The following is a 26904-nucleotide window of genomic DNA, read 5'->3' as shown; positions in this document are numbered from 1 at the left end:
GATAGTCAGTTGGATATAATCTATTATTAGGAGGAGATTAAACAGATGAAAAGTTGGAAAGAGCAGCTAATATCTATCCCACAATCCTATTCAGTGAATGAACGTCTTTTTGAGATGATGAAAATATTCTATGAGCATTTCCCTTGCCGTATCATGCAGTTGTTTCAATATTCGAGCTTTAACGGCACGTTCAGCGGGATCCTAACTTATGAGAACTCGAATGTTCAATCGATTGCACACATACACCAAGTCATCACAATTAATTCTTATGTTCACGAAGGTATTCTAGAGAACAAAGTGTGCTTCTTCTCGGACAGTAAATTTCAGTTGTCCATTGGTAATCAGTTTGTGCTGTCCGAGCCTGTCCACGATATGTTGATGATCCCTTTTTCGGTAAATGGCATTGTCGTTGGATTTATGACTGGTGTGAATGTACAGTATGAAGTGACCAAGGAAATGTTAGAAGAAATCCGCAGCTTCAGTGAAAGTTGTGTACATATGCTTAACATCACAAAATACGGGAAGACAACTCATTTTACGGATAAAGAGCTTATCATTATGCAATACATTTCCAATGGTTATACGACAAAAGAAATCAGCAGCATCCTTCATATTGTGGAAGCCACGGTTAAATACTTTTTAAAGAACGTCATGCTCAAAACCAACAGTAAAAATCGAACGGAAGCCGTGGCAAAATTGTTTCGTATGAAGCTAATCCAATAAGTATGTTTTACGTTCCATATAAGGACTAAATTGTGTTTATTGTTAAAAAAGCAGTTGATCATTCAGATCACTGCTTTTTTAAACTATTTCGTTATTTTATTCTATAATTTAATTACATCCATTATTAAATCTATCTTTTTAGCTTCGAACTCTTCTGGAATAACATGAACTACGCTACATATCCTTTTGTACGGTCGATAGGGAAACAATAACGGGTCCTGCGAAATCGGAAGCCTCTTCTCCTTTCGGATTATGAAGGCGGAACTCAAAAGCATCCCCTTGTTCTGATGTCCACACCATATAATCGCTGATCCCATTCTCCCCGGAAGCTTGAAGGTAAAGCTTAGCTGAACGAAGAGGATGTTCGACCAACTCACCGCTATAATCAGATACTTCTCCTATTTGACTCAACTCTTCAATCGCTGCAGCTTCAAGCTGATCCAAATCATAATCGGCTGGTAACGGTTCAATTTCCACGCTGTAATCTGGATTGCTGCTTAAACTCAAGCGGCCGGTAGCTGCATCAAATGTAAACTTCTCAAACACATACACACTAAATCCTTCACCGTGATTCAAGCGCCCATCAAGTGACTGATTACCTTCGGCCGTCATCATCTCAAAGCTCTTGGTTTCTTCGCGATTCATCTCTACCTGAGACTCCTGCTCGGTTGAAGGAGACAAAGATGGTAGATCTTCAGAATCTTCTGTTACCGGTTTCGTCACTGGTCCTGCTTCCCCTGAACAAGCGGTAATGACAATCACCAAGACGAAGAGTGGAACAACTATCCAGAAGGGATGCTTCTTTTTCAACTTCATCTCTCCTTTCGATCTCGATCTTAATGGACCCACAGGAAAGAGCTATGGTGTCTGAAACCTAGCCTTAAGCACTTTTGTGATTCCATAATATGTATTACACCATACTAAGGTTCAATACTCGCTTTTCACTCATTCCTCATATAAAGATCACTGCAGTATTCTGAATATGGAGATACATATTCAAAATCACAAATTACATATATTAACAATTTTTGGCAGTTATGATATGTTTATTTTGAAAGCGCATCCATGACCGAGCAGAGAATCAATTCTTCATCATATTATATATGGAGGAAAGATGGTAATGGTACAATTGTTCAAAAAGTCAAGCGCAATACTGCTGGCATTTACTCTGTTCCTTGGGTTAATGGCAGTCCCTACTCAGGCAGATGCTCCGCTCTTCACAATCGAAAGCGAAAACGCTCAGCTTAGCTCCGATCTTCAAGTGGTCACGGAAATCTACGGCCAACCTAAGCCTGGATACACGGGTGATGGATTTGTCTGGATGCAGGGTTCCGGGACGATTACCTTCAATGTGACTGTTCCAGAGACAGGCATGTATGAAATCTCTTCACGGTATATGCAGGAGGTAAGTCCTGACGGCAGGCAACAATCACTGGCGGTGAATGGTGTAACGAAAGCAACTTTTATGCTGCCCTACGCGACTACATGGTCCGATTACAATTTTGGATTTTTTAAACTAAACGAAGGAAGCAATACGATTCAATTGAAAGCAGGCTGGGGATTTGCATATTTCGACTCCTTCACTGTAGATCATGCTGATCTTGATCCCCTGGATGTACAGCCTGTCCTCACAGATTCTCAAGCCACACCTGAGACTCAGCTTCTTATGAATTACTTAACAGAAGTGTATGGTAACCATATTATCTCGGGTCAGCAGGAGATATATGGAGGTGGTAATGACGGCGATTATGAGCTGGAATTTGAATGGATCAATGATTTAACGGGCAAGTATCCAGCCATCCGCGGCTTTGACTTCATGAATTATAATCCGCTGTACGGCTGGGAGGATGGCACAACCGATCGGATGATTGATTGGGTAAACAGTCGAGGGGGGATCGCGACAGCCGCTTGGCATATCAATGTACCCAAGAATTTCACTACCTATCAGCTCGGACAGACTGTAGATTGGAAGGATGCCACCTATAAGCCAACTGAGACCAATTTTAATACAGCAAATGCCGTTGTTCCCGGTACGAAAGAGTACCAGTATGTGATGATGACTATTGAGGATCTCGCAGAACAACTACAAATTTTGCAAGATAACAATGTCCCTGTTATTTTCCGTCCTTATCATGAGGCGGAGGGCAACGGTGGACTAAATGGAGAAGGTGCATGGTTCTGGTGGGCTTCCGCAGGTGCAGAAGTGTACAAAGATCTGTGGGATCTGCTCTATACTGAGCTTACGGAAACATATGAGCTTCACAACTTGATCTGGACTTACAACAGCTACGTATACAGCACTTCTCCGGCATGGTACCCAGGTGATCATCAAGTTGATCTAGTCGGTTATGACAAATACAATACAATCTACAACCGTGATGATGGTTTGTCCGGCGTCCCGAATGAGGATGCCATCACCTCGATTTTCTATAAGCTGGTTGATCTGACGAACGGTACGAAGATGGTGGCCATGACCGAGAATGACACTGTTCCAAGCTTACAGAATCTAGTTGAAGAGAAGTCAGGATGGCTCTACTTCTGTCCATGGTATGGCGAGCATCTGATGAGTTCTGCTTTCAACTATCCTGCCACATTGACAACGCTATATCAAAGTGATTATGTCATCACATTAGATGAGCTTCCAAATTTACAATTCCAATAATCCATCACCAAGCGCCTCCCTCTCACCTGTAAATGTGTCATTTGATATATTCAGCAGAATATTACCCTCTCCCAATGGCAAGTCAAGTTACCGGGTTTGTAAATAATGAACAGGTTCCGGTTATTTGAGCAATGAGCATAGTTGGGGCTTTGAGCCGTAATTGTAAAGTAAGTAATAAGGGCAGGAACAGGTTAATACCTGCTTCCAGCCCTTGTTTTGTATTTACTCGAAGATGAAAACGATTCAGTCATTTGAGATTGCATTCATCTCTGAATATACTTCTTTATAGGTTGGTCATCCCACCTGCGATAATGAGGACAGGTATCACAGTTGTACGAAGTGTTGATCCCTGTTATGTCTGCTCCTTTCTCTTCGGGTCGAGCATATACTCCTCGAATCGATCGAGCCGATCCTCCCACAGACCACTGAACAGAATCAAACCATTCATCCAAATCCTGAAATCGCTGTGCTTTAAATTGGCTGCCAATTTGTTTTAACTCAAGAGCATCCCGTTATAGCTTCATTTTTTGAAGACGCAGGGAATTAAGCACGACCGAAACGGAACTGAACGCCATCGCTGCACCCGCCAGCCACGGAGCCAGCAAGCCAATAGCAGCGATGGGAATACCTACTACATTATAGGCAAGAGCCCAAAAGAGATTTTGCTTAATATTACGCATCGTTCTTTTGCTTAATTGAATAGCGTCAGCGACACTATTTAAATCTCCACGCATGAGTATAACATCTGCTGCCTCTGCAGCTACTTCTGTACCTGTGCCTACGGACATACCCACATCAGAAACGGCAAGTGCGGGAGCATCGTTGATTCCGTCTCCTACCATGGCTACCTTATGTCCCAATTGCTCCAGCCTCTTCACCTCTGCCGCCTTCTCTTCAGGAAGAACATTTGCAATGACTTTGGAGATTCCAACCTGACTAGCAACAGCCAGAGCAGTGCGCTCGTTGTCCCCCGTCATTAATACCACTTTAATCCCCATTGCTTGAAGTCGGCTAACGGCTTGTGCGGAAGTTTCTTTCACGGTATCTGCGACAGCGACCATTCCCGCCCATTTGTGATCTATTGCCACTAGAAGCACCGTTTTTCCTTGGCCTTCAAGCTCAGACATTTGAACCAATGCTTCGGAAGGAATCCGCACTTTAGCATCAGTAAGCAGTCGGCGTGTTCCAACGAGAATATTCTGGCTGTAACCCCGAGCGCGAACACCGTAACCTGGAATATTCTCGAATTGTTCCGGCTTGAGTAGGATTCTTATGCCTCTGTCCTCAACACCTTCCATTATGGCTTGAGCGATTGGATGCTCAGAGCTTAACTCCGCAATTCCCACTCGTTTCAACATTTCGTTCGAGGACCAATCAAGTGAAGTTATCACATCGGTTAGGATAGGTCTTCCATGAGTGAGAGTCCCTGTTTTATCTAGTATGACGGTCTGGATGTAACCTGCATTCTCAAGGTACTCCCCGCCTTTGAACAGAATACCGTATTCAGCAGCGCGACCCGAGCCAGCCATGATGGATGTTGGTGTAGCTAGGCCGAGAGCGCATGGACAGGCAATGACCAATACAGCAATTGCCTTTTCCAGAGCTAAGCTAAAATTGCCTGAGCTTTCGAAGAATAAGGAAAATATAAATGTGATCGCAGCCAGGCTAATTACAACAGGCACGAATATACCAGAAATGGCATCAGCAACACGCTGGATTGGAGCCTTAGAGCCCTGAGCTTGCTCCACGATATGGATAATCCGTGCCAATGCGCTCTCAGCACCTACTTGGGTCGCACGTATAATGAGACGGCCATTTATGTTTAGCGTTGCTCCAGCTACGGGATCACCCAACTTCTTGTCCACCGGAATGCTCTCGCCCGTTAGCATGGATTCGTCTACGGAGGAGGCTCCCTCCTCCACGATTCCATCCACTGGAATCTTCTCACCCGGCTTCACAAGAACAAGATCATTGGAGAGCACATATTCGGAAGGGATTTCAATGATCTCACCGTTTCGAACGACTCGTGCAGTTCGCGGAGTCATTTGCATCAATCTACGGATCGACTTTACAGCTCTGCCTTTGGCCAAAGCCTCCAGCCATTTGCCGAACAAAATTAGTGTGATCAATACGGCGCTCGTTTCGAAATAGAGATGGACTGGAGCAAGGCTTGTCGTATTTACTGCCTCGTGATTATGATTAAATATACCGCCGGAGTTGCTCACGGATATTAGATATACACTATACAAATAAGCCGAGCTTGTCCCAAGTGCGACAAGCACATCCATATTAGCGCTTCGGTTTTTCAACGCTTTATAGGCACTTTGATAGAATGTGGCGCCTAAATAGAACTGTACAGGCGTCGCCAATAGCCATTGAACTAAAGGATTCGTAAACACGTCAGGTACCCATATCCAGGAGGTAAACGAAAAATGGGAAGCCATTGACCACAATAGAGGGAAAGTAAGCAGCGCTGACAAGATCCACTTCCATTTTTTTCGCTGTAGATCCAATTCTCGCAGGGCAAGTGCTTCTTCCTCTGTTGCTTTGACATATGCCTCATAACCCAATTGCCTGATTAGATGGATAAGATCTGAACCTTTGAGTGTTCCTGATATGAACTCAACATGCCCTGACTCTAATGCCAGGTTCACATTTGCACGCATCACTCCCGGAAGCTTACTGAGTCCTTTTTCGATTCGGGCTGAGCATGCGGCGCATGTCATGCCTGCAATCTCTAAGTCAATGGCTGTCGTCGCCGTACCGTAGCCCAGATTCTCAATCTTGCTCCGAAGAGTCTCCACATTAACCTCTCCTGGATTGTACTCAACCTTAGCCTCTTCCGTGGCAAGATTGACATGAGCTTGATGGACCCCGTTTAATCGGGATAACGCTTTTTCAATACGCGCAGAGCATGCGGCACATGTCATTCCCGTTATTTTGAGATTCGTTCGCTGATAGTTGTCTGTTTGTCTAGGGTTCATAGAATGGCGTTTATTCGAAAGTTGGTCCATATGATATTGAGCTCTCCTTCACTAATCGTAATCATCTAAATATCATACGTTGTACTCTCGATCTTGATGATGGCTCGAAAGGGCTATGTGTGTTTATTCTTCCTTATATGTATGTATATTCGATCAATTAAAGAGCATTCGTTGCCTTCATAGGGAAAAAGAATAATGATATCAACCACAGTATCCCACATAGTGAAATCGATGGAATAACCTATCATAAAGATAAAAGGATTTAAATAAATGGATCCACCAAATATCGTTGATGCAATAATGACAGAACCGATGATTTGCCAACCACAGACCTTCTTGTGGTTGAATTGCAAATGAACATGAGGATCGTATCCAAGTTTTTGTAACCTATCCTGCCATGAAGAAAGGAATTTAATAGGCTTCTTAAACTTTTGTCCTGCCCCTATATCCGCCGGTTAGACACCAAAAAAACCTTACATTTGCAAGGGATGCAAATGCAAGGTTTTTTGTTAGTCAATGTTACTTTTTACTCAAATTATAGTTTGTTCTGTGGATTCAGATCATGATGGATGGCTTCTGGCGGAACAGCAGGTTTATATACTTGGCCTTTAGCGACCGGTTCTGCTACATAGACAAAATTACCCGTTCCGTCAGGAGCGCTTCCCGTAGCCCACAGTCCTTCGGAAGATTCATTGCCTTCAGACAGATTCCAGAATTCATAAGCCTCGGGCTGTGACTCTAACTCTGCCTCCGGAGGGAAGGTTGCTGGAACGACAACTCCATTTTTCTCCTCCAGCTCTTGGATAGCCGCCATCCATTGGTACTGATGGTAGCGGTCACGTGCAAGCATCTTACGGAATGTTGCACGAACACCTTCATCCGTTGTCATGTGGTATAGTCTCGCCACTTGAAGTCTGCCTTGGCTTTCGGCATGAAGGTTAGAACGCATATCTGCGAGCAAATTGCCGCTGGCTACAATGTAAGAACCGTTCCATGGTACACCATTTGAATTACTTGGTAGTCCACCAAGACCACTCACTAGCAAATGCTGTGGATTAACCCCACCCATAATTGCTGCGGTCACTGGATCTTTTGCTGCTTCATCCTGAGCCTCTGGGGATGCACCGTCAAGCAACTGACTGATTAATGCACAGAGCATTTCAACATGTCCAATTTCTTCGGTACCGATGTCCATCAGCATATCCTTGTACTTCTCTTCACCTCGGCAATTAAAGCCTTGGAACAAATACTGCATCATGACGGTCATTTCTCCGAACTGGCCTCCAAGTACTTCTTGTACCTGACGTGCCAGCATCGGATCTGGACGATCAACCTTTACTTCAAACTGCAATTCTTTCTGATGACGGAACATCCTATCACTCCTAATCTAAAGGTTTTTTACAATTTTCTAATTTGTAATTAAACCATTAGATCAAAATTAAACAAAATTCTAAAAATGCTAGAAAAATAGAACCTTGACGGCTTGTACTCCAAAATGAATTCCAAAGCCTATTAAAAACAGCCCAGATATGATGGATATTCCTCTCAGCAGCGTATTACTTAGAAATTTACGAAAAAAACTTGATGTCGCAGCTACCGTAAAATCCCATACAAGGACACCGATGATAATAGCCAGGCTGAGCAGTACGATCTGCGATGCACTTTTGGCGGCTGCTTCCTGTGCAAGAACGGAACCAAATATGCCGAGCCAGAACAGAATCGACATGGGATTAAACAAGGACATCCAAAATCCTGAACGAAACGATCTGCCAAGAGGCTCCCTTTCTGAAGTAACTGACTCCTTAATTTGAACGCTGCTCAGCAGACTTTCCACACCGGTATAGACCAATACAAAGAAGCCGAATAACCATAGAAACGTCTGAACAAACGGAGTGTCCAGAAAATGAACCACACCTAAATACACAAGCAGCATGTAAGCTATGTCTGCAAGTACAGCCCCAAGACCAAATACCCAAGAATGAAAGAAACCACGCTTAATCCCAATATTTAATTGAGCTGCATTCAAAGGGCCAATGGGAGCGGCGAGCGACAAACCAAGCAGCATATAGGCAATATAAGCACTAGTTAACATATGCCTCCTCCTTAGATAGCAACATTACATCGTTATATACTATTCGTAGGAGGAAGCTTGTAAGACTATTTATTTGAAAGTATATATCGCAGCGACATTAAATTGACGAGCTTAATTAGAAGGTAATTCTCCCTTTTTTTCCTCCCATAGCTTAATTCGTTCTTCATGGCTAACCTGTTTATATACTTGATGCAGCATCCATACATAACCGAACGGATCTGTAAATATCGCATTAGATACGCCGTAGTCAGCCATCACTGTTACCGGCTGTATTTCTGTACAGCCTAATTCCATCGCCTTGGTGTATGTCTCTTCAATATTGAGAACGGTGACATTTACCCAGCTCGTTTTAGGATGCTCAGGAGTTGGTGCAATCAAATGAAATTTCGGGTTCTCATCCAATAGATGAAAGCGGACGCCATATAGAGTAAAAACCACCTCATTTTCACCTCGAGGAAGCTTTGAAGCTTCCACAAGCTCGATATCGAATATACTCCCGTACAATTCCAGTGCTTTTAAGCTGTCTGTTACGACCATATCCAGTTCTACTCCAACCATCTTCTACACGCTCCTAATCTAAATTTTTTCATCTTATTATTTTCCCTAATCCTAATTTGAAGTATACTAAGCTCGCTAATTCACATTGGGACCCGGGTATGCAAACCTCATTCCACGTGGGAAATACTTGTTAAAATATTGGTGAATGTGGACACCTTCTGGGTCGGTCTCCAGGACAATTGCAGATTATCCCGTCCTACACCCCCCGTCTCGCCGACATACATGTATAAACGTACATCTTATGAGTAAAGGTACTACTCTCCACAAACACAACGAATTTATTATACCATAGAGATGCTGAACATCATGATGAATCGTCCAAAGTGGTCTGGCTCTTGAAAAGCAGCATACAGCGATATAATTCCAAGTATGTTTCCCCTTCTCCTCCGAAGACTTCAAGTCCTGCCTCCCATGGGGTATATTCGCAATCGCGCCTGTTCGGTTCGATCCCAATAAATAGTACCTCTTGTGTTGTACCACTAGCAAAATCCGCCTCTAATTCTTCCATCGAGCCTGTAAACAAATAGTCGCCATCCTGTACAATTACCGCAGGAAACGCAACTGAATTATCCTTATGATATGTAGGCGGTGTATAGATATGGATGCTCCTATTCTCAAGCTTGTAGGTTGATAGATTCCCCCGCCGTATTCTCATCTCCATGTACACTTTTTGCTCTGTTTAGTATATCAAACGGCCAGATTTAGCACGAGAGCAATTGTGTTCCTATTACCTGATTATGGTAAAATATCTACTAACGATTAGGGGAGGAGCTAATTTATGAAAAAACATCGTTACATAATGCTTACTGTGCTATTTACACTGCTATTTGTAATCTCCGCATGCACTAATTCGAATGTATCGAACGCGGTTGAAAGTGCAGAGAAATATAAGCTCGCTGAATTGGAAAGTCCTCAGATCAGTGAGGTTACAGATCAATTAATAACTGAAAAATATGAAGTAATGGAGCCTTTAACAACGGAAACCTTCCATGACAGATCGACTAAGACCCGATTATTTATCACAGGATCTCAATTAGCACGTAAAAAAGAAAGTGAAGTTCATCTGACTAATCTTGAATTTACTGAGAGAAACGTAGCAGAGACCCAAATTGAACTTGATTATACGGGTACACTTTCAATGGCTGAAGATACCCTGGATCTGGAAGGAACAATTTATCTGTTAAAGGAAGCAAATGAATGGAGAGTTAATAACGATGTTTATAATATAGAGGATATTCTGAATATTATAATGGAGCGATGAAAAGAGACCATGGTCCATGATCTCTCTTCGTTATATTCTTATTCCTCTTCAATCTGTGGCAGCTTCCATAACAACAGAATAATAAGTATAAATGCAGTGAATGCCAAGACCGGAATGGTAATAAAACCGAACCATACAAAATAATTACTCGCACAAGGCGTTGGGCCGCAGGCTACGATAGAATTATCCTCAAAGAAAGTATGGAAACGTTGGTACAGGATATGAAATAGAGATATGCATCCTCCTATCCATGACAGCGGGAGGACATAACGTGTAATGGAACGGTCCTTATTGTAACAGGCGATCGCGAGTATGATAGTCAATGGATACATAAAAATACGCTGATACCAGCATAAATCACATGGAGTATATCCTTTGATTTCACTGAAATACAAGCTTCCAAACGTCGCTGCCATAGATACGATCCAGGCACCATACAAGCGATGCTCACTCTTTATCGGTATTTTCAAGTATTATTCTTCCTCCCGTATTTGAGGGCAAATCCATCATATTGATTGAATTAGATATAGAATATAAATCAGGTGTTCTTAAAGTTAGAATATATCCATTTATAATATCTGTAAGCAGGAGAATTTCTGCTGGACTGTAAGTCTTCAGCTCTAATGTTGAAATAACCACATCCTTCTCAAAGATATGTGATAACCTTGTAATTAATTGATTCTGATCATCTTCACTCAAATGATGGAATTGGTGTACCAAATTCTCGATATCATCTTCGCTATCATTCGACTGGACATAGTGAGATTGGATGGACAACTGAGCGGGAGCCACAAACTTAACTGCAAACACATCAATAATATCACTAATCTTGTATTGCAGACTTCTGCCCTCTTCCGATTCTATGATCAAGGTGCTATTCTGCATACTTTTAGAAACGCCACGAATAAATTCATCCTGATCTTTAATCCTGAGAATGACAGACCGTTCCTCTCTCACAGTCATCTCAATAAACTGTCTTTTGTTCATTCTGGTAGTGATGATGGTACCTACCTTTCGCCAATAAATGTAAAATAATATATTTCTATGTTGTCATTGAACAATCCTGCATAGCGAATAAGGCTGCTGAATCATCAGCAGCCTTATTCGCTTATTAAGAAGATTATGCCCAGAATGTAAACTTGTCAGAGCCTAATCGAACGGATTCATAGCCCTCCTCCTTGGCCTTTCCAATGGATATCATCATGACCGGAATATAGCGTTCCTCATCTAGATCAAAAGCCCTTGCTAACTGATCTGCTTCAAAGCCTGCCATTGGATTCGTATCGTATCCATGTGCGCGAGCGACTAGCATAAGCTGCATGGCAAAAAGGCTACTGTCAATTTTCGCTATCTCCACCTTCATTTCTTTTGTAAGCGTAGGAAAAATGGACAATATGGTTTCAAGCTGACGATCTCGCACGTCAGGTGGCATTTTCCCTTGTTCTACCGCTGTGTTATATATTTCTTCGGCATACAAATAGCTTTGGGTATCCCCAAAAATCAATAGCATTGCAGAGGAACTATTATTTTGCAGTGTATTGAATTGTACTAATGGTGTAAGCTTATCTTTTCCTTCGGATGTGTCCACGATCACTATACGCCAAGGCTGCATATTCGCAGAGGAAGGAGCAAGACTAGCTTCGGATATCATTTCCTTAATTTCTTCTCTTGAAATTTTATAACTCTCATCATAGTTGCGAACAGAACGGCGTCCCTTCACGATATCCGTGAAATCATTATTTTGAACATGGTTGAACATATGACTCTCTCCTTTTAGATAACGTTAGATTTTTTTGACAATTTACATGTCGTTCGTTATCATGATCACATTATGAGCTATGAACCTAGGTTCATAGCAAGAAGTAAATGAGGGAGCATGATGCGAATAAATGATGTTTCAAAATTAACGGGTCTGCCGATATCAACCTTACGATTCTATGAACGTAAAGACCTGATCCCCGACAGATATATGTATAGGGATATGAATAATTATCGTGTATATTCTGAGGATGTTGTCGCGTATCTGAACGATGTGAAGGCACTATTAGCTGCGGATTTTTCAATAGAAGAGCTCAGTCTGCTAGTTAATGAGGAGATTAACTTATCATATGAGGACAAGCTTAAGCTCGTTAAGCAAAAAGTCAAAAAAATAGATGATCTCAAGAATCAATTAAACAGGTCTGAGCAGTATTTGAATACGATCCTGGAAGGTACCGCCAAGTTTCATAAAGAGTGCTGAAATGCCGAAAAAGCGCAAGGAGCATCCCCGCGCTTCTTTGGGTTATACATTACTCATAACATCATCCTTCATAGGATTTGTCTTTAAACGAAGTGTAAAAATGACACAAGATAAGGTGATGGCGGCTGCCAGGAAGTAGGTACCCATAAGATCCAACTGATTCACAATAAATCCTGAGGATGCACTTCCGAGCAGCATGCCGCCCATTAGGAGCGGAATCATAATTCCATTTTTTCTTCCAATATACTCCTCCTTGATCTCTTGGATCATCATCGCACTGAAGCAATGAGCTTCAAATTTGTATTACTCATTACATATGCAAACCCTTCTCTGATGCCACGTAAAGGCGATGTTCTATCCACACGCTCTACACGATGAGATGAAGGCAGGAATAGCTGAATAAAGGCCGCCAGCGTAAAGACAATAATCAATGCGGTGATCGAAGATGTGATTCCCAGTTTATCGCGGACCAAAATAAGAGGATCACGGGGCATGTGTATGAGGACGAACTGCTCAATTATGTTACAGAAAAGGATCATAATAACTTTATTATCCGAATTTCTGTCGGTATTTCTTAATTTAATGAAGTCGAGACAGATACACCTAAAAAATATGAACAGGTGAACCAGAATGGATTCTGTTTCACCTGTTCATCCTGATGATTATTTTGCAGATTCCGTGATTTGTTCTTTTTGTACTTTCACGGCTCTCAGAGCAGTAGCAAGGATGACTAACATACTTACAATTCCAATCCACACAAGGGCCGAGAGATCAGCGTTCCAGCTGAGACCTTCACCAAAGAACAACAATGGTCGAAGTCCTTCTACCATAAAGCGCATCGGCAGCCAGGAGTAAATGTAATCATGATAGAACGGAGACATCATTTCAGGAGCAAGTGATAATAAAGGTGCCCCGAAGAAAAGTAATAAGGCAAATATGGCAATCCCCTTAAAGCCGACTACAGAAATGACAGCCAATATCATTAACAAGAAACTAAATGCCGTGATGGATAAGAATAGAGCGGTATCTGAGAAGTCCGGAATATTCAATCCAACCATACCATCGACAATCCAAGTTAGACCGAAGCCAATCACCACCGCTGCAGCAGCTCCAATTAAGATCTGTCCGATTTTTAGCATTAGACTTTCTTTCTTGGTACGGAACAGCATCTTGCTAGAGGCCATGAAAATAATTGCAGCCGTTGCCAAGCTTCCGATCCATACGGGCTGAAACAGAGATACCGGAGCATTACCGTTGGCGCTGTTTTCACCAACTTCATTGACATTAATCACATTTTTGACAATTGGCACTGCTAATAGTCCGGCCTGTTCTGTTGTCAAGGTCAGACCTTGTGCTTCAAAGCCTTCAAGTAGTTGATTGCGAATATTCACGTTCATGTTGTCAATGATTCCACTCAATATTTGACTCGCTGCAGAGGATGCTGCCATATGCATTCCTTGGTTGATATAGATTTGCACCTCAGGAGATGAAGGATCTGGTGACTGCAAAGATGCTTGTTTAGCACTAAAATCCCGCGGAATAACTAAGGCTGCATAATATTCTTGCTCATCTAATCCCTGCTGAACAGCTGCTGCATCGGATACTTCAATCCATTCAACTGGTGAATCCTCTTCTGTACTTATCGATTTCTGAACATTGTCAACGATTGTTTGACCCATATTCATTTGAGGTTGACCTGGAACTTCCACCCCTTCGTCCTCATTAACAATCGCAATAGGTAAATGGGTAGCTTGTGGCTGTACAGTTGGAAATAACGTTAATGAAAAAATAAACACAACAACCAAGGCAATGACGGGTGCCATTATAAAAAGTTTGTTTTTAAACATAGGATTGAAATCCTCTCACTTTCCGAATAATATAATAAACAACGTGTTGTTTATCTGATCCTTATTATAGTTGGAGATGGATTCTAATCCAATAATCAGAATTAGCAGAAGCGTCGGTTAAAGTACACGAAATAAAAATGTGTCGGTTAGGAGGAAGGAACTTGAGAGATCAGAACATGGATCTTCGTGTTATTCGTACTAAAGAATCCATTCGAGAGGCGTTAGTTGAGTTAATGGAGGATAAAGGCTTTGAAGCCGTTACTGTTAAAGATATAACAACCAAGGCAAGAATCAATCGTGGGACCTTCTACGCTCATTATCAGGACAAGTTTGACTTAATGAGAAAATGTCAGGAAGAGATTATGCACGAACTGGCACAACTGGCGGAAGAGAAATTCCCGGATATCGTCACTGAAATTTCTAAGCCAACCACTCCTCAATTGCCGCTTACAATCGCTGTTTCCATTTTTGAATGTTTGCATAGAAACAAGCGGTTTATGAAAGCTGTTTTAAGTCCAAAAGGAGATTTAACTTTCCAAACCACACTGAAGGAATTTATGTGGAATAAAATATTTGGAAACCCTTCAAATCCACTGATCAAAAAGGAGAATTTACTTGTCCCAGCTCCCTATTTAGCTTCATATATAGCCTCTGCTCACATCGGAGTAATCCAGCAATGGCTAAATAGTGAAGGAGAAGAATCGCCTGACCAAATGGCTCGAATCTTATCCACGATCACCATCAATGGGCCATTTTATGCAGCGGGGTTAAAAAAGTAAAGCTGTCGTTTTAAACATCAATGTTTGGATAGGTCTGCAGACGAGTCTTCGAATAAAAAAAGGAAGGTACGCTATGAATATAGGTACTTTCCTCATTGAAATATATGATACTGAAATATAACTTATTCAATCTCTACATCACACCAATAGCAACAAGAATCCAGGCGATGATAAAGGAGAGCCCGCCGAGCGGTGTAATCGGACCGAGAAATCGGATCTTTTTCAGACTCAGTATGTATAAGCTTCCGGAGAACAATATAATTCCCACTGCCATGAACCACCCTGCAGTCACTAGCAGCCCTGCTTCCGGATATTGACCCGCGAGAATACCTGCAACGATGATCGCTAACGCATGAATCAGATGATATTGGACAGCGGTTTCATATACCTTCTGTTTGCCCTCTTCGAATTTGCTCTTCAGTGCATGCGCACCAAATGCTCCCAAGGCCACGGCAATGACCATTAGTATACTTCCAAGTACAATCAACATTTGCACTTTGATTCATCTCCCCCATTGATTTCAACGACAATGACCTGATTGTATCATATCCGGATAAGGAGTATGAAGTCTAACGCAGAGTTAAGGAAGGATGTCTTAGCTATTTTTCAACCTGACGACCTTCTCATCGTACAGCTGCAGCTTTGCCTCAAAATGATTCCTGTTCTGTTCAAAATCCGTCGTCCATTGATACATCTTTCTTAACATGGACAAATCGGGGTTATAGTGACAGCTTTCCAATCCAAGCTTTTGTTTAACAAATCGTGTCATAATCCGAATTTTCCGCTTCCATAGTGGGGGATCCAGGAAAATGATCTTGTCCGCCAGCTCATACAGACTTTGATAGGAATCCCGGTCCGTTCCTTCAAATATCCATGTTCCATTAGCGTCAATTTCCCGGATCACCTCCATTTGTTCCTCTGGCGTGCGTTTAGATCTGCCTGCAGGAGTCAGGTGATGGACAATAGAGTCCAGCTCATACCAAGGTATACTCAGTTGCTGGGATAAGTTATTGGCTAAAGTAGTCTTACCACTCGCGACAATTCCGATGATAAGAATTTTACTTCCGCCGATTTCGGCTTTGGTGGGAATGGAATACTTACTGTTCATAGAATCATCCCTATATATCCTATCAATAGCATGCTGATGAGACACTTCATTGATTAGTATGGGCCTCGAATGAAATCAACGACTTTCTCCTGGTAGAAGAGCTGTATCTTGTGTTGCTCCTCTTCTGTAAAAGACTTGGTATCCAGTGCCGTGAGATTATCCTTCACCTGCTGGACATTCTTAAATCCAGGGATAATGGAAGTGATCTCCTTGTGATCTAGAATCCAGCGCAGTGCTGCACTAGCCATCGATGGCCGATCCTCTGCAATCCATTGTAACTGATCTGCAAGCTCCACTCCTTTCTTAAATCCCAGTCCGGCGAAGGTCTCCCCTACATTAAATGCATCTCCGTTCTCATTGAAACGGCGGTGATCATCTGCTTCAAACGTATAATCCGCAGTAAACTTACCTGTCAGCAGACCACTTGCCAGCGGCAGCCTTACGAGAAGTCCCACACCTTCCTCATAAGCTTTAGGAATGAGTTGATCCAACGGCTTCTGGCGGAACATGTTGAATATGATTTGCAGACTCTTAACATTCGGATGCTTCAGGCAGATGAGTCCCTCTTCTACCGATTCCACGCTGACGCCATAATGCCGGATTTTTCCTTGATCCTTGAGACGATCGAGCACTTCAAATACTGCCCCATCCTGCAAAATGTCCGTTGCCGGGCAATGAATTTGAAATAGATCGATAACTTCTCTATTCAGTCTGCGAAGACTATCCTCACAATAAGCAGATACTTGATCATAAGTATAATTATCTGGATCCGCAATATCTCCTTGGCGGCCGAATTTGGTTGCAATATAGATATGGTCTTCTTTGCCTTTGGTTGCCTTGGCTAATAGTTGCTCACTGTGACCATCTCCGTATACATCGGCAGTATCAAAGAAATTCACTCCTTGCTCCATTGCGTATTCCAGAGATCTCAAGGCTTCTGCATCACTGGTCTTTCCCCAAGAACCGCCAATGGCCCATGTTCCAAAGCTCACTTCACTGATCTTCATCCCGGTATTTCCTAATTCCCGATATTTCATAGCTGACAAACCCCTCTCAGAAAGAATTATAATTGGTGTATTCGAATCGGCACCGTTTCATAGAAGAAGTCTAAGCAGAATGATATAGCGCTTACATTCATCACAAAAGATGTCCTTACAACACCTTAATGTTTTAGAAGATGTCTGTCAATGAGGCACCTCCTTTTCAGCGGAAGATACTCCCGAGAACTCATCCCATTTCTATGAAATTGTGCCATTCCTCTCTACATTTAAATTGCATAACGGATCACAACTATTCTGTGTTACTAGTTAAACATGTCATCTGTCAGCAATTCAGTTAAACCATTAGGATACAATACCCTTTTTCCATGTTCAAATTCCGATACAGGTATCCACTTTGTTATGGTAATCTTATCTTGCTCGGTGACTTGAAACTGCTCCACCTCATAAAGATTCGGATCAACAAATTGAACGGCGTATACTTGTGTAATTTCATGACCGATATTCCCATCGATCGAGAATATATTTACTACACATTTCAGATATTGCTTCACTTCGATCTCAACACCGATTTCTTCATAAAACTCTCTAACCAGTGTGTCTTGGGAATATTCCCCTAATTCAATTGTTCCACCGATAGGGCGGTAGTAAGTGCCTGTTCCTTTTGAATGACTTCCCGATTGCTCCTCAACAAGGATTTGCTTATTACGAATTACAATACCAAGAGCATTGGCACGCGGATACAAGGCATTCACCTCTTCGATTAGATTCATTTTCTATGTCTTTCATAGCTCCACCCGGTATAGATCCCAAATTTTTTTGCCGTACAAGCTCATGAGATGTGTTTGATAATCAATATGGGCTAACGCTTCTATTTTACTAACCTCAAACGTGACCGTCTCATTACCAGCCGAAATTTCTCGAACCGTAAACCCCGTCAGCGAAATTTCTTCTGCAAACCTACTCCCATTATCAAAAGGTATTTCAAAATAATGAGATAATCGGCAGGTGTTATCTTTACTAAGATCTATTTTGGAATCTGCTACTTTCTTGTCATTCACATTCTGTCGAAGCTCTCTCTCTTCCTCTGTTTCCATAATACCTGCCAGTCCTTCATTAAAAAGCTGATCGATGTCGTATCGGTCATAATCCAAGATCCATTTGCGATGCAAGTGATAGAGCTGTAACAAGACATCTTGATCTAGACTATAAACATCACATCCACGATCATCATACATATGAAACAAAATGCCGTTTCTCTTATTAAAGAGATAGATCTGACCATCAGAAGTCGGTTTACGGGCGAAATTCAGCACGATATTCCTCATCCTTAAAATACGGCAATCCAAGTTCATATCGAATACTTGTACCCTGGGCGATCATTTCTTCTACATTCATCATTCTGTTTCTTCACCTTCATTAAAGGAATAACATCGTTTTTTAGGTAAAACGAATACATTATTGTAAAAAAGGTGGATCAGATACCAAATCGGTAGTCCGCTCCACCTTTTTATTAAATTCTAGTTCCAGCTTCTCTTCTCTACTTCCCCGTAGAATGAATAAATCTTTCTAAGGAAGAACGATTTGTAATATTATGGTTGCAAGCTTCCCCATCCATACAAACGTACTGGCCTGTCGATGAGAAATTGTCTGGTGATCCGCCTTTTCTTGTCTTGACATTGAAGAATCCAAGCTCATGCTGCCTGTTACAGAACATACAGTATCCCTTCTTGTTTATCGGTGTGATTGAACCCTCGAGACCGACTAGCTGTCCTTCATACGGATACACGATAAACAAGCGGTTCGTGGCAATGTCAATCCATCTCAAGTAGGTTGTATGCTTGTAATCAATTGTTTCCAGATCCGGCACTTTGAGCTTCTTGACTTTCGGAAACAATTTCTGAATTTGCTTTAATGTTACGTTCGGAAAGGGCACGACATAGGCTTCCAGGCTGTCCAGATAATTTTGCAGCTCATGTGCCGCCTCGTACTTGGACAACTGCTCCAACAGATCACGCTCTTCAACCGTTAACTTGTCAAAAGCCTCGATCGCGTTGTTCACTGTCGTACTTCTGACCGTATCCAGCACCTTCCGATCCGCAATAGTACGCATCGTTTTCAATAGGAAGTTCGCTTGTTTCTTAATTTCATTGTATTGATGATTCTGAATAAATGGTGTTTGCATCGCTTTCAGCCCCTTATATAGTAATGAAAATGTATAAGGTGCAAAGCTGAACGCCGGCAAACGATATGTTAATAAGGGCGATCTAGCAAAGTTTCTGATCGCGCCCTACACAAAGCTCGCCCCATTCAGGCTTTGCGTAAGGCGTTCTAGCGAACGAGCAATCCAGCACTGCTGCCAACATTGCCACGGTATGACCCCCAATTCAAATAGTGTAAGGAAATTATAACTCCTAGGGTGCATGGAAGCAACGAATTTGGTCAAGACAAGAAGTATAGATTGAACTAAGAAACAATAATAAATAGTTGTACTGGACCTCGGCCCAGGCTCATTAACCAGCTAAGGTCTATTCCACTAAAGCGAAGTATCCATTAGAATATAGTCATGACTTTTAGAGGAGCGATCACGAATGAATTATGAGCTTAAACTTAAGAAGGAAGTGAAAGATTGGGAACAACAACTCTTTAAACCACCGGGATGGCTCGAAAAAACATCGAAAACGATCGGCACTCGAATTAATCACATCATTCCCCCGAAGGTGCACACCGTCATAACGACCACCATTAAATCCATTGTTCGTACGGCATTATTTGGCGCAGAGTATACACCGAGACGTTCGGTTCAGCATGGTTTGGATCTAGAGACTGCGGATGAGGAGGCCAAGGAATTGTTTAACCTCTACCAAAAAATCGCGGTTGCTGAAGGCGCTGGAACCGGTGCTGGTGGTATTATGTTTAGTATGGTGGACTTCCCTGCACTAATCGGCATCAAGATGAAGTACTTGTTCGAAACAGCCCATGTGTACGGTTATGACACCAAGCAGTTCTCCGAAAGAATATTTATTCTCAAGCTATTTCAGATGACCTATTCGGGTGCTGAGAACCGTGCCAGACTGCTCGATTCCATTAAGCATTGGCATATCGAGAAGGAGCAATGGATCTCTGATGCTGACTATTCTAAGAACATGGATTGGGACTCCTTTCAGAAGGAGTACCGAGATGCGATTGATTTTCGAAAAATGCTGCAAATGGTACCTGGGATCGGTGCTATCGCAGGGGCCTGGGCGAACTATACGATCCTTGAGGAGCTCCGTGAATTCGCTATGAATGCTTACCGACTGCGCAGGTTACATGATGATGCTAAGGATGGGATCATTACAGACCATGGTCAACCAATATAAGTAGAAACGAAAAACAGCTCGAATCTGTTAACCTACTCCAAGCAGTAGTTAGCAGGATTGAGCTGTTTTGTGTAAAATCTTAGACTCCTGATTATTCACTACGAACCACACGAAAGCCCTGATCAGGTCCGAATCCATTCGCATCGAATTTTCCTCGAAAGGTGATTTCATTATTACTAACGTCGCCGATCCAGCCACCGCCCTTGACCACTCGCAGCATTCCGCTCTTGAAATCCTGGCCTTCATACCAGTCCCAGCACCACTCTCTAACATTTCCTGACATATCATAGATCCCTATTTCATTTGGCTTTTGTTTACCAATTGGTTTGGGTGTATTCTTATTGCTCTCTATAATAGGCCAGTTCCAGTCTCCGGATAAGTATTTATCACCGGCATTTCTCCAGTACCATGCGACTTCGTCCGCATTGCTGCTTCCACTGTATGTGTACCCTTTACTTGCCTCTCCTCCGCTTGCAGCATACTCCCATTCGGCTTCAGTTGGCAGCCGGTAACCATCAGCACCTTCATTCACCGTTACTGTCCATTTTACGTTATCGTGATCATTTATATTGGCTGTATCTTTGTGTTCTTTATCAATGTCGTAATACGGCGTTAAGCCTTCTTTGATACTCCTCTGATTACAATATTCAACGGCATCATACCAGCTCACCATCTGGACAGGTAACTGATCTCCCGTAAATGCAGACGGATTGCTTCCCATCACTTCCACCCATTCCTGCTGAGTTACCTCATATTTGCCAATGTAGAAGCTTGAAACCGATTCATCTTTATTCTTCAGACTCCCGCCTTCAACAAAAACAAGGTTATCGTTGTCTGACTTCTGCTCGGCGCTATTAGCGGTCTGATCCGGCGTACAACCACTGATCAAGATCATCGCTGCGCTTAAGAGAAATATGAATAGCTTAGTCATGGATCAGATCTCCTTTGATTCGATCGAGAGAATGTGGTTGCGATAGAGAAAAAGATTGACAACAAGCATCTGTATCCAGGCATGTTAGGCCGTTAAAACGAATGCAATTAACGGCCTAACATATGCCGGGCCTATTCGAATGTTCATTGACATACTTGTATGAATTACAAGCTTAAGACTGGAGCTCTATGGATTACCACACCGTTACATTAGAACTACCGCTGCTCTGATATCCCTCTGTTGCTAATACTTGATACGACCAGCTGCTTCCCAGGTTCATTCCTTTGCTCGCCCATGCATTCACATGGTTGCTGAAAGTAATTGCGGAATTGACGCCAGTTGGTCTCTTCGACTGTCTAACACTCCAATATTGGGTAAACGTTTGTGTACCGTCAATTGAAGGTGCATTGTAGCGCATTGTTTGATAAATGTCATATGTGCCCCCATCACTGGTCACCGTACCTTTATGAGTTCCTGTAGGCCGATAAGTACCCCAACTGTCAACCACATAATATTCAATGAGGGAATTTCTCGTCCAACCATACAGTGTTAAATAGCCGTTGCCCGATGGTGCCCATACGCCAGCATTGTAATTGACTGTTCGGTTAGGTGATCCCGTATTCCAGCCTTTACCTACAACAAAGTTGCCTGTGTTCTGCCATGTCACACTGTAATTTCCTCCTGAGCCATTCACAGCATTGACCGTTCCTCCGCCATCCGTCCAATTTTGCCAGTAGTCTGTAGCAGCGCTCGATGTTGCTGCAAATAAACCAAAACTCATGGATGCGGCCAATACGGCCGTTAACAATTTCTTTCTCAGTTTAAACATACTCTTCCTCCTCATAATTTTCATTTTTTACATAAGATCTGTTGTCTTGCAGTAATGTTGTAGAATTATGCTGGTCCTAGGATGATAAATATCTGTAAACTTTTTCCATTCCTCCTTTCCGTGAAGATTATAAAATGGAAGCGCATACATAACAACATGTCAAAGTATAGATTAAACTGTAATATGTTTAGTTCAAGAATCAATTTTAACTCATTAAAATCCAATTCCTGTTCCAGAAATAACTCAATTGTTCCGTATTTATTCTTAATATTTGCAAAAACAGCCTCCATGAATTTCTGACGAAGGTCAAGATTGGCAATGACCTCTACGACTTCTTCTGGAGTTAGAATTAAGGTAAGCTGTTCTTACGTCATCAGATTTCTATAGGATTCATTATTAATCACCATCTGTATATACATTCTGTGGCTATTGTAATAGTTAAAAAAAACACTTACCTAATTTAACGTAAAACGAGAAACAGCTCAGACCCGTTCCTCTGCATTGAAGCAGACTTTGAGCTGAGCTGTCCCAGTAATATCTAATATTCTCCTTTTATCACAAAGAAAGATCCCCGAATGGTCCCTGCCAGTTTCGATTTTTGCCTCGCGAACTTAAATTTCCCTTCCAGCTCCTCCGGCACTTCGATCCCTTCAGACAGCTTAAATCCAACCGCACGCTTCTTGGGATCATCTACTGTATACATGACGTTGACCGAAAGACCGTTTTCGTAAAAAACATAAGCAAACTTAATATTCTCCACTTGGAAACGCGAAGTTTCTAAAGGCTTCGCTGCAAACTTAATATCGCGTTCTTCTCTCAATATACGGTTCACATAATCCAGAGTCTCTTGACTCTCGCTAGCAGGGATTACCGTAAACACATGCTTATATTTGTTCATAAAATAACGAGCTTCATTGGCTCGTAAACCGGCGAGCGCTTCAGCTGCAGCTGAAGACTCCAAGCCATTTGCAGACACATTGATATAATCTACAATATAGGTCATCTATTCCACCTCACCATTCTATTTTCTAACGACAGGAATCCACATCTCACCATAATAGACGCCCTCTCGCTCTCCCATCTCCACAGTGGCATTCGGTCCACCGACATAAGCAATATGATTCGCTTCCGGCAGTACTTGACCGAAGGCAATACCCGTGAGCATGTTGCTGAGTTCACCCGGCGTATTTGCTTCTCCTCTGACAATCAAGTATTCTCCTTCAGGAAATTGGATTACTCTGGTTTGTTCTGGCAGCGTTGCCTCTGTCATGACACCTGCATAGTACATCATCTTGTTATTTACTGCTTCGTTTACAGCGAATACATAGTCATTTTCAGCCACCGACTTTAAACGTTCAAATCTGCCATCTTGCTCAATGGTACGCCAGAAATCTGACTTCTCCTTATTAATACCAGCGTAGTCCGTGTAGTCGCTCGTTAGCTCTGTCCCTATCCCTAATACGATGAAGCTTTCTTTTTCCTCGATTACATAATTACTCATGATAAACACCCTTCCCTCTTCATTTCATTTTTTAGTATAATTTAAGTTTTCACTTGATGGGTTTATAATAACCTTAAATCATGTCAAAAAATGATACTGTTTAGAGGTGCCGGATGAAAAAAGTGGAACGAATTAATCTCATCATGCGATATATCAACAACCGTGCCCAATTTACAATTTCTGAAATCATGCGGGAATTTAATATCTCACGTTCAACAGCAATTCGAGACATTAGAGAGATTGAAGCCATGGGTATGCCGCTTGTGGCGGAAGTTGGAAGAGACGGGGGTTATTTTGTTATGAATAACTCTGTGCTTCCTACGATCCGTTTTACCGATAATGAGATCAAAGCTCTATTTATTGCGTTTATGGCAACAAGGAACCAACAACTCCCTTATCTAAAGAGTCGCCACTCTTTAACTGAAAAATTACTGTCTCTCCTCTCCGAGAACCTGCAGGAGGATCTTGTTGTGCTGAATCAAATACTACAATTTGAAGGTACGAATCCTCACAATCCTGACCTGCTTGATCTGTCCGATCTGCCGCATCCTATGTTAGAACAGCTGATTCAAATCCTGCTATTGGATAGTTATTTACTGGTCACCGTTAAGGAAGGGAGGGGAATAAGATCATATCCTATATACCTCTTGCATTTGTATCGTGAAAAAAGCGTGTGGCATATTGAAGCCTTTAATATGGAGGAGGAAAAGAGGCAGACCATCCCTGTCGACCAACTGCTCGACGTGATCACCTACCCTGTGAAGAAAAGAGAAAGTAAGAAAAAAATCCTTCAGAGATTAAATAAGCAGGAAGAAGCCTTTAACCTTGTTCTCGAACTGGGTCCTAAGGCGATTGCTCAGTATAAAAAATATCATCCGTTCAAAGTCTCTCTATCCTATACGAATCCTTATCAAACAACGGCCTTGCTTAAGATGTTCGTAAATATAAATCGTGGGGAAGAGCTCACTGAAATAACGAATTGGCTGCTCTTCTTAGGCACGGATATTAAGCTGCGAGAAGTACCAAGTGCAATTTCAAACGAGATAAAAGAGAGATTAGGACTATACCATGCATAGGCCATGTCATTAATTGACTGCTCCAGATTTATACCCAGACCCACTATCCATCCATATGAGTCATGTATTCAAATGCGGTTAGTCCGTATACACTTTTGAAATGTCTGTTCAGATGCGTAAGATCAACGAAGCCGCATGCAGCTACGGCGAGATAAATATCCTTATTGATTTCAATAATATGCTTGGCGCGCTCTACTTTACAGTTCAGAAAATATTGATACGGGGATATTCCCGTATGCGCTTTGAACATGCGAATAAACTGAAATTTGGAACAACCCAGCTCTTTACAAATATCATCAAGCATAAGTACTTGATCTAAATTCGCACGAATCATTTCTTTTGCTGTTGTGATGAGCTTGGTGTCTTTTTTGGCATTTGCAATTGAATCCACTTGAAATAGACGGTCGGTAAGCGATAGGAACAACTCATTGCTCTGCGCTTCATCCTTCTCGTTTAACACGTTATAAGATAGGTTCAATATTTGCTGTTTCAGCATGCGATCATACATGATCGGTGTTGAAAACCGCACAATGTCTTTTCTTTGAGCAGCTTGTAAGAAAAGACTTGGCTCCACATACAGCATTACATATTCCAGCCCTGAATGATCATGCGCCATTCCGTCATGGGCTTGTTCTGGATTAAAGAACATTACTCCATTTGGATGCGATAATTGCAAGCTTCCATCCAGGTGATAATGCTGGATTCCTCGTAAGGTTACGCCAATGGCATACTCCTCATGTGCATGTTTTTTATATTTAAACTCCGTCATATTCGCGGATAGTACGGTTAAACCTGCCGATTTTTTATAAATAAATTGTTCCACCGCCTATACCTCCTCACTATCTTATATCCATATCATTAATGCTGCATAGATAAGACCGATCCCCATGACTAGGTTAACGATCTTTTGATGTTTCTGTAGAAATGTTTTGAATATCGCGCCGAAAATAAGCCATGTCATAAATGCCGCAAATCCAATGATCGTAATCACCATGATACTTAATGTCATCGCCGTTCCCGAGTTATAGTAAGGCATAATAAACGTGGGTATTACCGTTAGTGTAAACAGAACTACCTTTGGATTAAGAAATTGCATTATAAATCCAGACCAAAAGGTTGCCAGATGCTTGGAGTCGGACTCCGATGACTTCTTGATACAGATCAGATAGGTAAGATATAGCATATACAGGCTTCCAATGACTTGCATGATAATCATTACTCTAGGAAGCACCGTAATCAGCACTGAATTTAATATAGCAGAAATGAACAGCAATAAGGCAAATCCAAATGTCGCTCCGTATGTATATTGGATCGCTTTTTTAGTACCAAAATGATGTACCGTCGATAAGATGACAATATTCGTTGGCCCCGGAGTAAATGTCGCGATGATGCAATAGAGCAGAAAAGATGTCATATTCATAAGAACCTCTCTTTTAATATGTGGTCCTCAAATCATACATCTCGAGTTACAGAGTCTATAGTACATTATTGCAGAATTTTATGTTGACACATAGTAAATATTATGTAAACTTTCCGCATTTGCTAAAACAAATTTGCATTTTATGATGTCTTCGTGTAATGCTTTTTTTCTATGAAAAGGTGTAGATTCGATGTTAGGATGCTAAGGGAGAATGAGCTGAGTACATTAGGTTTTATTATTATGAATTTTTCATATATTGAAATTATTATATATTGATTCCGTTTCAAACCCTTATATTACAAAAAGAAAGCGGCCATTATGGCCGCTTCAAGCTATTCATTTGATTTATTGTTAGCTGACCAGCTTCAAACCGACTGCAGATCCCAGCACCATGGCAATGAACACCATTCTTAATATATTTCTCGGTTCACCGTAAAAGATCATACCTAGTATGGCACCACCCGATGCCCCTATTCCTGTCCACACGGCATAGGCTGTCCCCATCGGCAGAGTTTTCATATCAAATAGCGTGAT

31 protein-coding genes and 2 pseudogenes are annotated in these 26904 nt (G+C 41.9%); 7 read left to right on the top strand and 26 right to left on the bottom strand.

Annotation, left to right across the window (positions count from 1 at the left end):
* Positions 1-45: 45 nt before the first annotated feature.
* Positions 46-723 (top strand): helix-turn-helix domain-containing protein, encoded by a 678-nt coding sequence (locus ACFQ3J_RS06175; RefSeq protein WP_091156786.1) that lies wholly within the window; start codon positions 46-48, stop codon positions 721-723.
* A 174-nt stretch (positions 724-897) separates the two neighbouring features.
* Here the strand turns inward: ACFQ3J_RS06175 and ACFQ3J_RS06170 are convergent, their stop codons facing one another.
* Positions 898-1539, bottom strand: coding sequence for a hypothetical protein (locus tag ACFQ3J_RS06170; protein WP_091156788.1), 642 nt, complete (start codon positions 1537-1539; stop codon positions 898-900).
* Positions 1540-1843: 304 nt separating this feature from the next.
* Between ACFQ3J_RS06170 and ACFQ3J_RS06165 the strand changes: the two are divergent.
* Positions 1844-3440 (top strand): annotated as a pseudogene (locus ACFQ3J_RS06165) (glycosyl hydrolase); the annotation flags it as partial.
* A 297-nt stretch (positions 3441-3737) separates the two neighbouring features.
* On the opposite strand, the gene ACFQ3J_RS06160 reads toward ACFQ3J_RS06165, so the two are convergent.
* From ACFQ3J_RS06160 to ACFQ3J_RS06130, 7 genes are all read right to left on the bottom strand, one after another.
* Positions 3738-3872 (bottom strand): hypothetical protein, encoded by a 135-nt coding sequence (locus ACFQ3J_RS06160; protein ID WP_280142850.1) that lies wholly within the window; start codon positions 3870-3872, stop codon positions 3738-3740.
* A 25-nt stretch (positions 3873-3897) separates the two neighbouring features.
* The gene (locus tag ACFQ3J_RS06155; protein ID WP_091159140.1) at positions 3898-6369 is read right to left on the bottom strand and encodes a heavy metal translocating P-type ATPase; all 2472 of its coding nucleotides are present in this window, start codon (positions 6367-6369) and stop codon (positions 3898-3900) included.
* 113 nt (positions 6370-6482) lie between these two features.
* Positions 6483-6722, bottom strand: a complete 240-nt coding sequence (locus ACFQ3J_RS06150; protein ID WP_379292388.1) for a DUF6609 family protein — start codon at positions 6720-6722, stop codon at positions 6483-6485.
* A gap of 182 nt (positions 6723-6904) precedes the next feature.
* The gene (locus ACFQ3J_RS06145; protein WP_091156791.1) at positions 6905-7741 is read right to left on the bottom strand and encodes a manganese catalase family protein; all 837 of its coding nucleotides are present in this window, start codon (positions 7739-7741) and stop codon (positions 6905-6907) included.
* Between the two features lie 87 nt (positions 7742-7828).
* Positions 7829-8461 carry a LysE family translocator gene (locus ACFQ3J_RS06140; RefSeq protein WP_251581538.1) on the bottom strand — a complete coding sequence of 211 codons (633 nt, stop codon included), beginning with the start codon at positions 8459-8461 and terminating at the stop codon, positions 7829-7831.
* A gap of 111 nt (positions 8462-8572) precedes the next feature.
* Positions 8573-9019: a VOC family protein gene (locus ACFQ3J_RS06135; protein WP_091156795.1), complete on the bottom strand. Its 447-nt coding sequence runs from the start codon at positions 9017-9019 to the stop codon at positions 8573-8575.
* 304 nt (positions 9020-9323) lie between these two features.
* Positions 9324-9680 carry a hypothetical protein gene (locus tag ACFQ3J_RS06130; RefSeq protein WP_251581535.1) on the bottom strand — a complete coding sequence of 119 codons (357 nt, stop codon included), beginning with the start codon at positions 9678-9680 and terminating at the stop codon, positions 9324-9326.
* 117 nt (positions 9681-9797) lie between these two features.
* Here ACFQ3J_RS06130 and ACFQ3J_RS06125 point away from each other — a divergent pair, with 117 nt between their 5' ends.
* On the top strand, positions 9798-10280 hold the full coding sequence (locus ACFQ3J_RS06125; protein WP_251581533.1) for a hypothetical protein: 483 nt from the start codon (positions 9798-9800) through the stop codon (positions 10278-10280).
* A 38-nt stretch (positions 10281-10318) separates the two neighbouring features.
* Here ACFQ3J_RS06125 and ACFQ3J_RS06120 read toward each other — a convergent pair whose 3' ends face one another.
* The 3 genes from ACFQ3J_RS06120 to ACFQ3J_RS06110 form a co-directional block, all read right to left on the bottom strand.
* Positions 10319-10696 (bottom strand): disulfide oxidoreductase, encoded by a 378-nt coding sequence (locus tag ACFQ3J_RS06120; RefSeq protein ID WP_379293256.1) that lies wholly within the window; start codon positions 10694-10696, stop codon positions 10319-10321.
* A 31-nt stretch (positions 10697-10727) separates the two neighbouring features.
* Positions 10728-11243, bottom strand: coding sequence for a hypothetical protein (locus ACFQ3J_RS06115; protein WP_251581531.1), 516 nt, complete (start codon positions 11241-11243; stop codon positions 10728-10730).
* Positions 11244-11400: 157 nt separating this feature from the next.
* Positions 11401-12039 carry a nitroreductase family protein gene (locus ACFQ3J_RS06110; protein WP_091156806.1) on the bottom strand — a complete coding sequence of 213 codons (639 nt, stop codon included), beginning with the start codon at positions 12037-12039 and terminating at the stop codon, positions 11401-11403.
* A gap of 117 nt (positions 12040-12156) precedes the next feature.
* Between ACFQ3J_RS06110 and ACFQ3J_RS06105 the strand changes: the two genes are divergently transcribed.
* On the top strand, positions 12157-12519 hold the full coding sequence (locus tag ACFQ3J_RS06105) for a MerR family transcriptional regulator (RefSeq protein ID WP_244533189.1): 363 nt from the start codon (positions 12157-12159) through the stop codon (positions 12517-12519).
* Between the two features lie 42 nt (positions 12520-12561).
* Here ACFQ3J_RS06105 and ACFQ3J_RS06100 read toward each other — a convergent pair whose 3' ends face one another.
* Both ACFQ3J_RS06100 and ACFQ3J_RS06095 read right to left on the bottom strand, forming a co-directional pair.
* A complete protein-coding gene (locus ACFQ3J_RS06100; protein WP_139236970.1) occupies positions 12562-12741 on the bottom strand; it encodes a hypothetical protein in 180 nt (59 codons plus the stop codon).
* A gap of 440 nt (positions 12742-13181) precedes the next feature.
* A complete protein-coding gene (locus ACFQ3J_RS06095; RefSeq protein WP_251581529.1) occupies positions 13182-14366 on the bottom strand; it encodes a YhgE/Pip domain-containing protein in 1185 nt (394 codons plus the stop codon).
* Positions 14367-14527: 161 nt separating this feature from the next.
* Here ACFQ3J_RS06095 and ACFQ3J_RS06090 point away from each other — a divergent pair, with 161 nt between their 5' ends.
* Complete coding sequence (locus ACFQ3J_RS06090) at positions 14528-15145, top strand: TetR/AcrR family transcriptional regulator (RefSeq protein ID WP_251581528.1); 618 nt, start codon at positions 14528-14530, stop codon at positions 15143-15145.
* 133 nt (positions 15146-15278) lie between these two features.
* Here the strand turns inward: ACFQ3J_RS06090 and ACFQ3J_RS06085 are convergent, their stop codons facing one another.
* The 6 genes from ACFQ3J_RS06085 to ACFQ3J_RS06060 form a co-directional block, all read right to left on the bottom strand.
* Complete coding sequence (locus ACFQ3J_RS06085) at positions 15279-15635, bottom strand: DUF423 domain-containing protein (protein ID WP_285850014.1); 357 nt, start codon at positions 15633-15635, stop codon at positions 15279-15281.
* Between the two features lie 105 nt (positions 15636-15740).
* Complete coding sequence (locus tag ACFQ3J_RS06080; RefSeq protein ID WP_251581526.1) at positions 15741-16253, bottom strand: hypothetical protein; 513 nt, start codon at positions 16251-16253, stop codon at positions 15741-15743.
* A 53-nt stretch (positions 16254-16306) separates the two neighbouring features.
* The gene (locus ACFQ3J_RS06075; RefSeq protein ID WP_251581525.1) at positions 16307-17290 is read right to left on the bottom strand and encodes an aldo/keto reductase; all 984 of its coding nucleotides are present in this window, start codon (positions 17288-17290) and stop codon (positions 16307-16309) included.
* A gap of 266 nt (positions 17291-17556) precedes the next feature.
* A complete protein-coding gene (locus ACFQ3J_RS06070) occupies positions 17557-18024 on the bottom strand; it encodes an NUDIX hydrolase (RefSeq protein ID WP_251581524.1) in 468 nt (155 codons plus the stop codon).
* A gap of 12 nt (positions 18025-18036) precedes the next feature.
* The gene (locus ACFQ3J_RS06065) at positions 18037-18567 is read right to left on the bottom strand and encodes a DUF3885 domain-containing protein (protein ID WP_251581523.1); all 531 of its coding nucleotides are present in this window, start codon (positions 18565-18567) and stop codon (positions 18037-18039) included.
* A gap of 224 nt (positions 18568-18791) precedes the next feature.
* Entirely contained in the window at positions 18792-19436 is a 645-nt protein-coding gene (locus ACFQ3J_RS06060) for a FusB/FusC family EF-G-binding protein (RefSeq protein WP_251581522.1), read from the bottom strand.
* Between the two features lie 406 nt (positions 19437-19842).
* On the opposite strand from ACFQ3J_RS06060, the gene ACFQ3J_RS06055 reads away from it, so the two are divergent.
* The gene (locus ACFQ3J_RS06055; protein WP_251581520.1) at positions 19843-20613 is read left to right on the top strand and encodes an EcsC family protein; all 771 of its coding nucleotides are present in this window, start codon (positions 19843-19845) and stop codon (positions 20611-20613) included.
* Positions 20614-20704: 91 nt separating this feature from the next.
* Here the strand turns inward: ACFQ3J_RS06055 and ACFQ3J_RS06050 are convergent, their stop codons facing one another.
* The 4 genes from ACFQ3J_RS06050 to ACFQ3J_RS06035 form a co-directional block, all read right to left on the bottom strand.
* Positions 20705-21544, bottom strand: coding sequence for a formylglycine-generating enzyme family protein (locus ACFQ3J_RS06050; protein ID WP_251581518.1), 840 nt, complete (start codon positions 21542-21544; stop codon positions 20705-20707).
* A gap of 193 nt (positions 21545-21737) precedes the next feature.
* Positions 21738-22373, bottom strand: coding sequence for a glycoside hydrolase family 11 protein (locus ACFQ3J_RS06045; protein ID WP_091156837.1), 636 nt, complete (start codon positions 22371-22373; stop codon positions 21738-21740).
* Between the two features lie 538 nt (positions 22374-22911).
* Positions 22912-23376 carry a phage tail protein gene (locus tag ACFQ3J_RS06040; protein WP_091156842.1) on the bottom strand — a complete coding sequence of 155 codons (465 nt, stop codon included), beginning with the start codon at positions 23374-23376 and terminating at the stop codon, positions 22912-22914.
* Between the two features lie 18 nt (positions 23377-23394).
* Complete coding sequence (locus tag ACFQ3J_RS06035; protein ID WP_091156844.1) at positions 23395-23874, bottom strand: GyrI-like domain-containing protein; 480 nt, start codon at positions 23872-23874, stop codon at positions 23395-23397.
* A 113-nt stretch (positions 23875-23987) separates the two neighbouring features.
* Between ACFQ3J_RS06035 and ACFQ3J_RS06030 the strand changes: the two genes are divergently transcribed.
* The gene (locus tag ACFQ3J_RS06030) at positions 23988-24950 is read left to right on the top strand and encodes a helix-turn-helix transcriptional regulator (RefSeq protein ID WP_251581516.1); all 963 of its coding nucleotides are present in this window, start codon (positions 23988-23990) and stop codon (positions 24948-24950) included.
* Between the two features lie 43 nt (positions 24951-24993).
* On the opposite strand, the gene ACFQ3J_RS06025 is transcribed toward ACFQ3J_RS06030, so the two are convergent.
* From ACFQ3J_RS06025 to ACFQ3J_RS06015, 3 genes and pseudogenes are all read right to left on the bottom strand, one after another.
* Entirely contained in the window at positions 24994-25773 is a 780-nt protein-coding gene (locus ACFQ3J_RS06025; protein WP_251581514.1) for an AraC family transcriptional regulator, read from the bottom strand.
* Between the two features lie 21 nt (positions 25774-25794).
* Positions 25795-26370, bottom strand: a complete 576-nt coding sequence (locus tag ACFQ3J_RS06020; protein WP_091156850.1) for a LysE family translocator — start codon at positions 26368-26370, stop codon at positions 25795-25797.
* Between the two features lie 351 nt (positions 26371-26721).
* Positions 26722-26889 (bottom strand): annotated as a pseudogene (locus ACFQ3J_RS06015) (DMT family transporter); the annotation flags it as partial.
* Between the last annotated feature and the right edge of the window lie 15 nt (positions 26890-26904).

Origin of the sequence: Paenibacillus provencensis (genome assembly GCF_042678545.1) — a bacterium.
Lineage (GTDB): Bacteria > Bacillota > Bacilli > Paenibacillales > Paenibacillaceae > Paenibacillus > Paenibacillus provencensis.
Note: the sequence above shows the minus strand (reverse complement) of the source record. Positions and strands in the feature narration are given on the sequence as shown.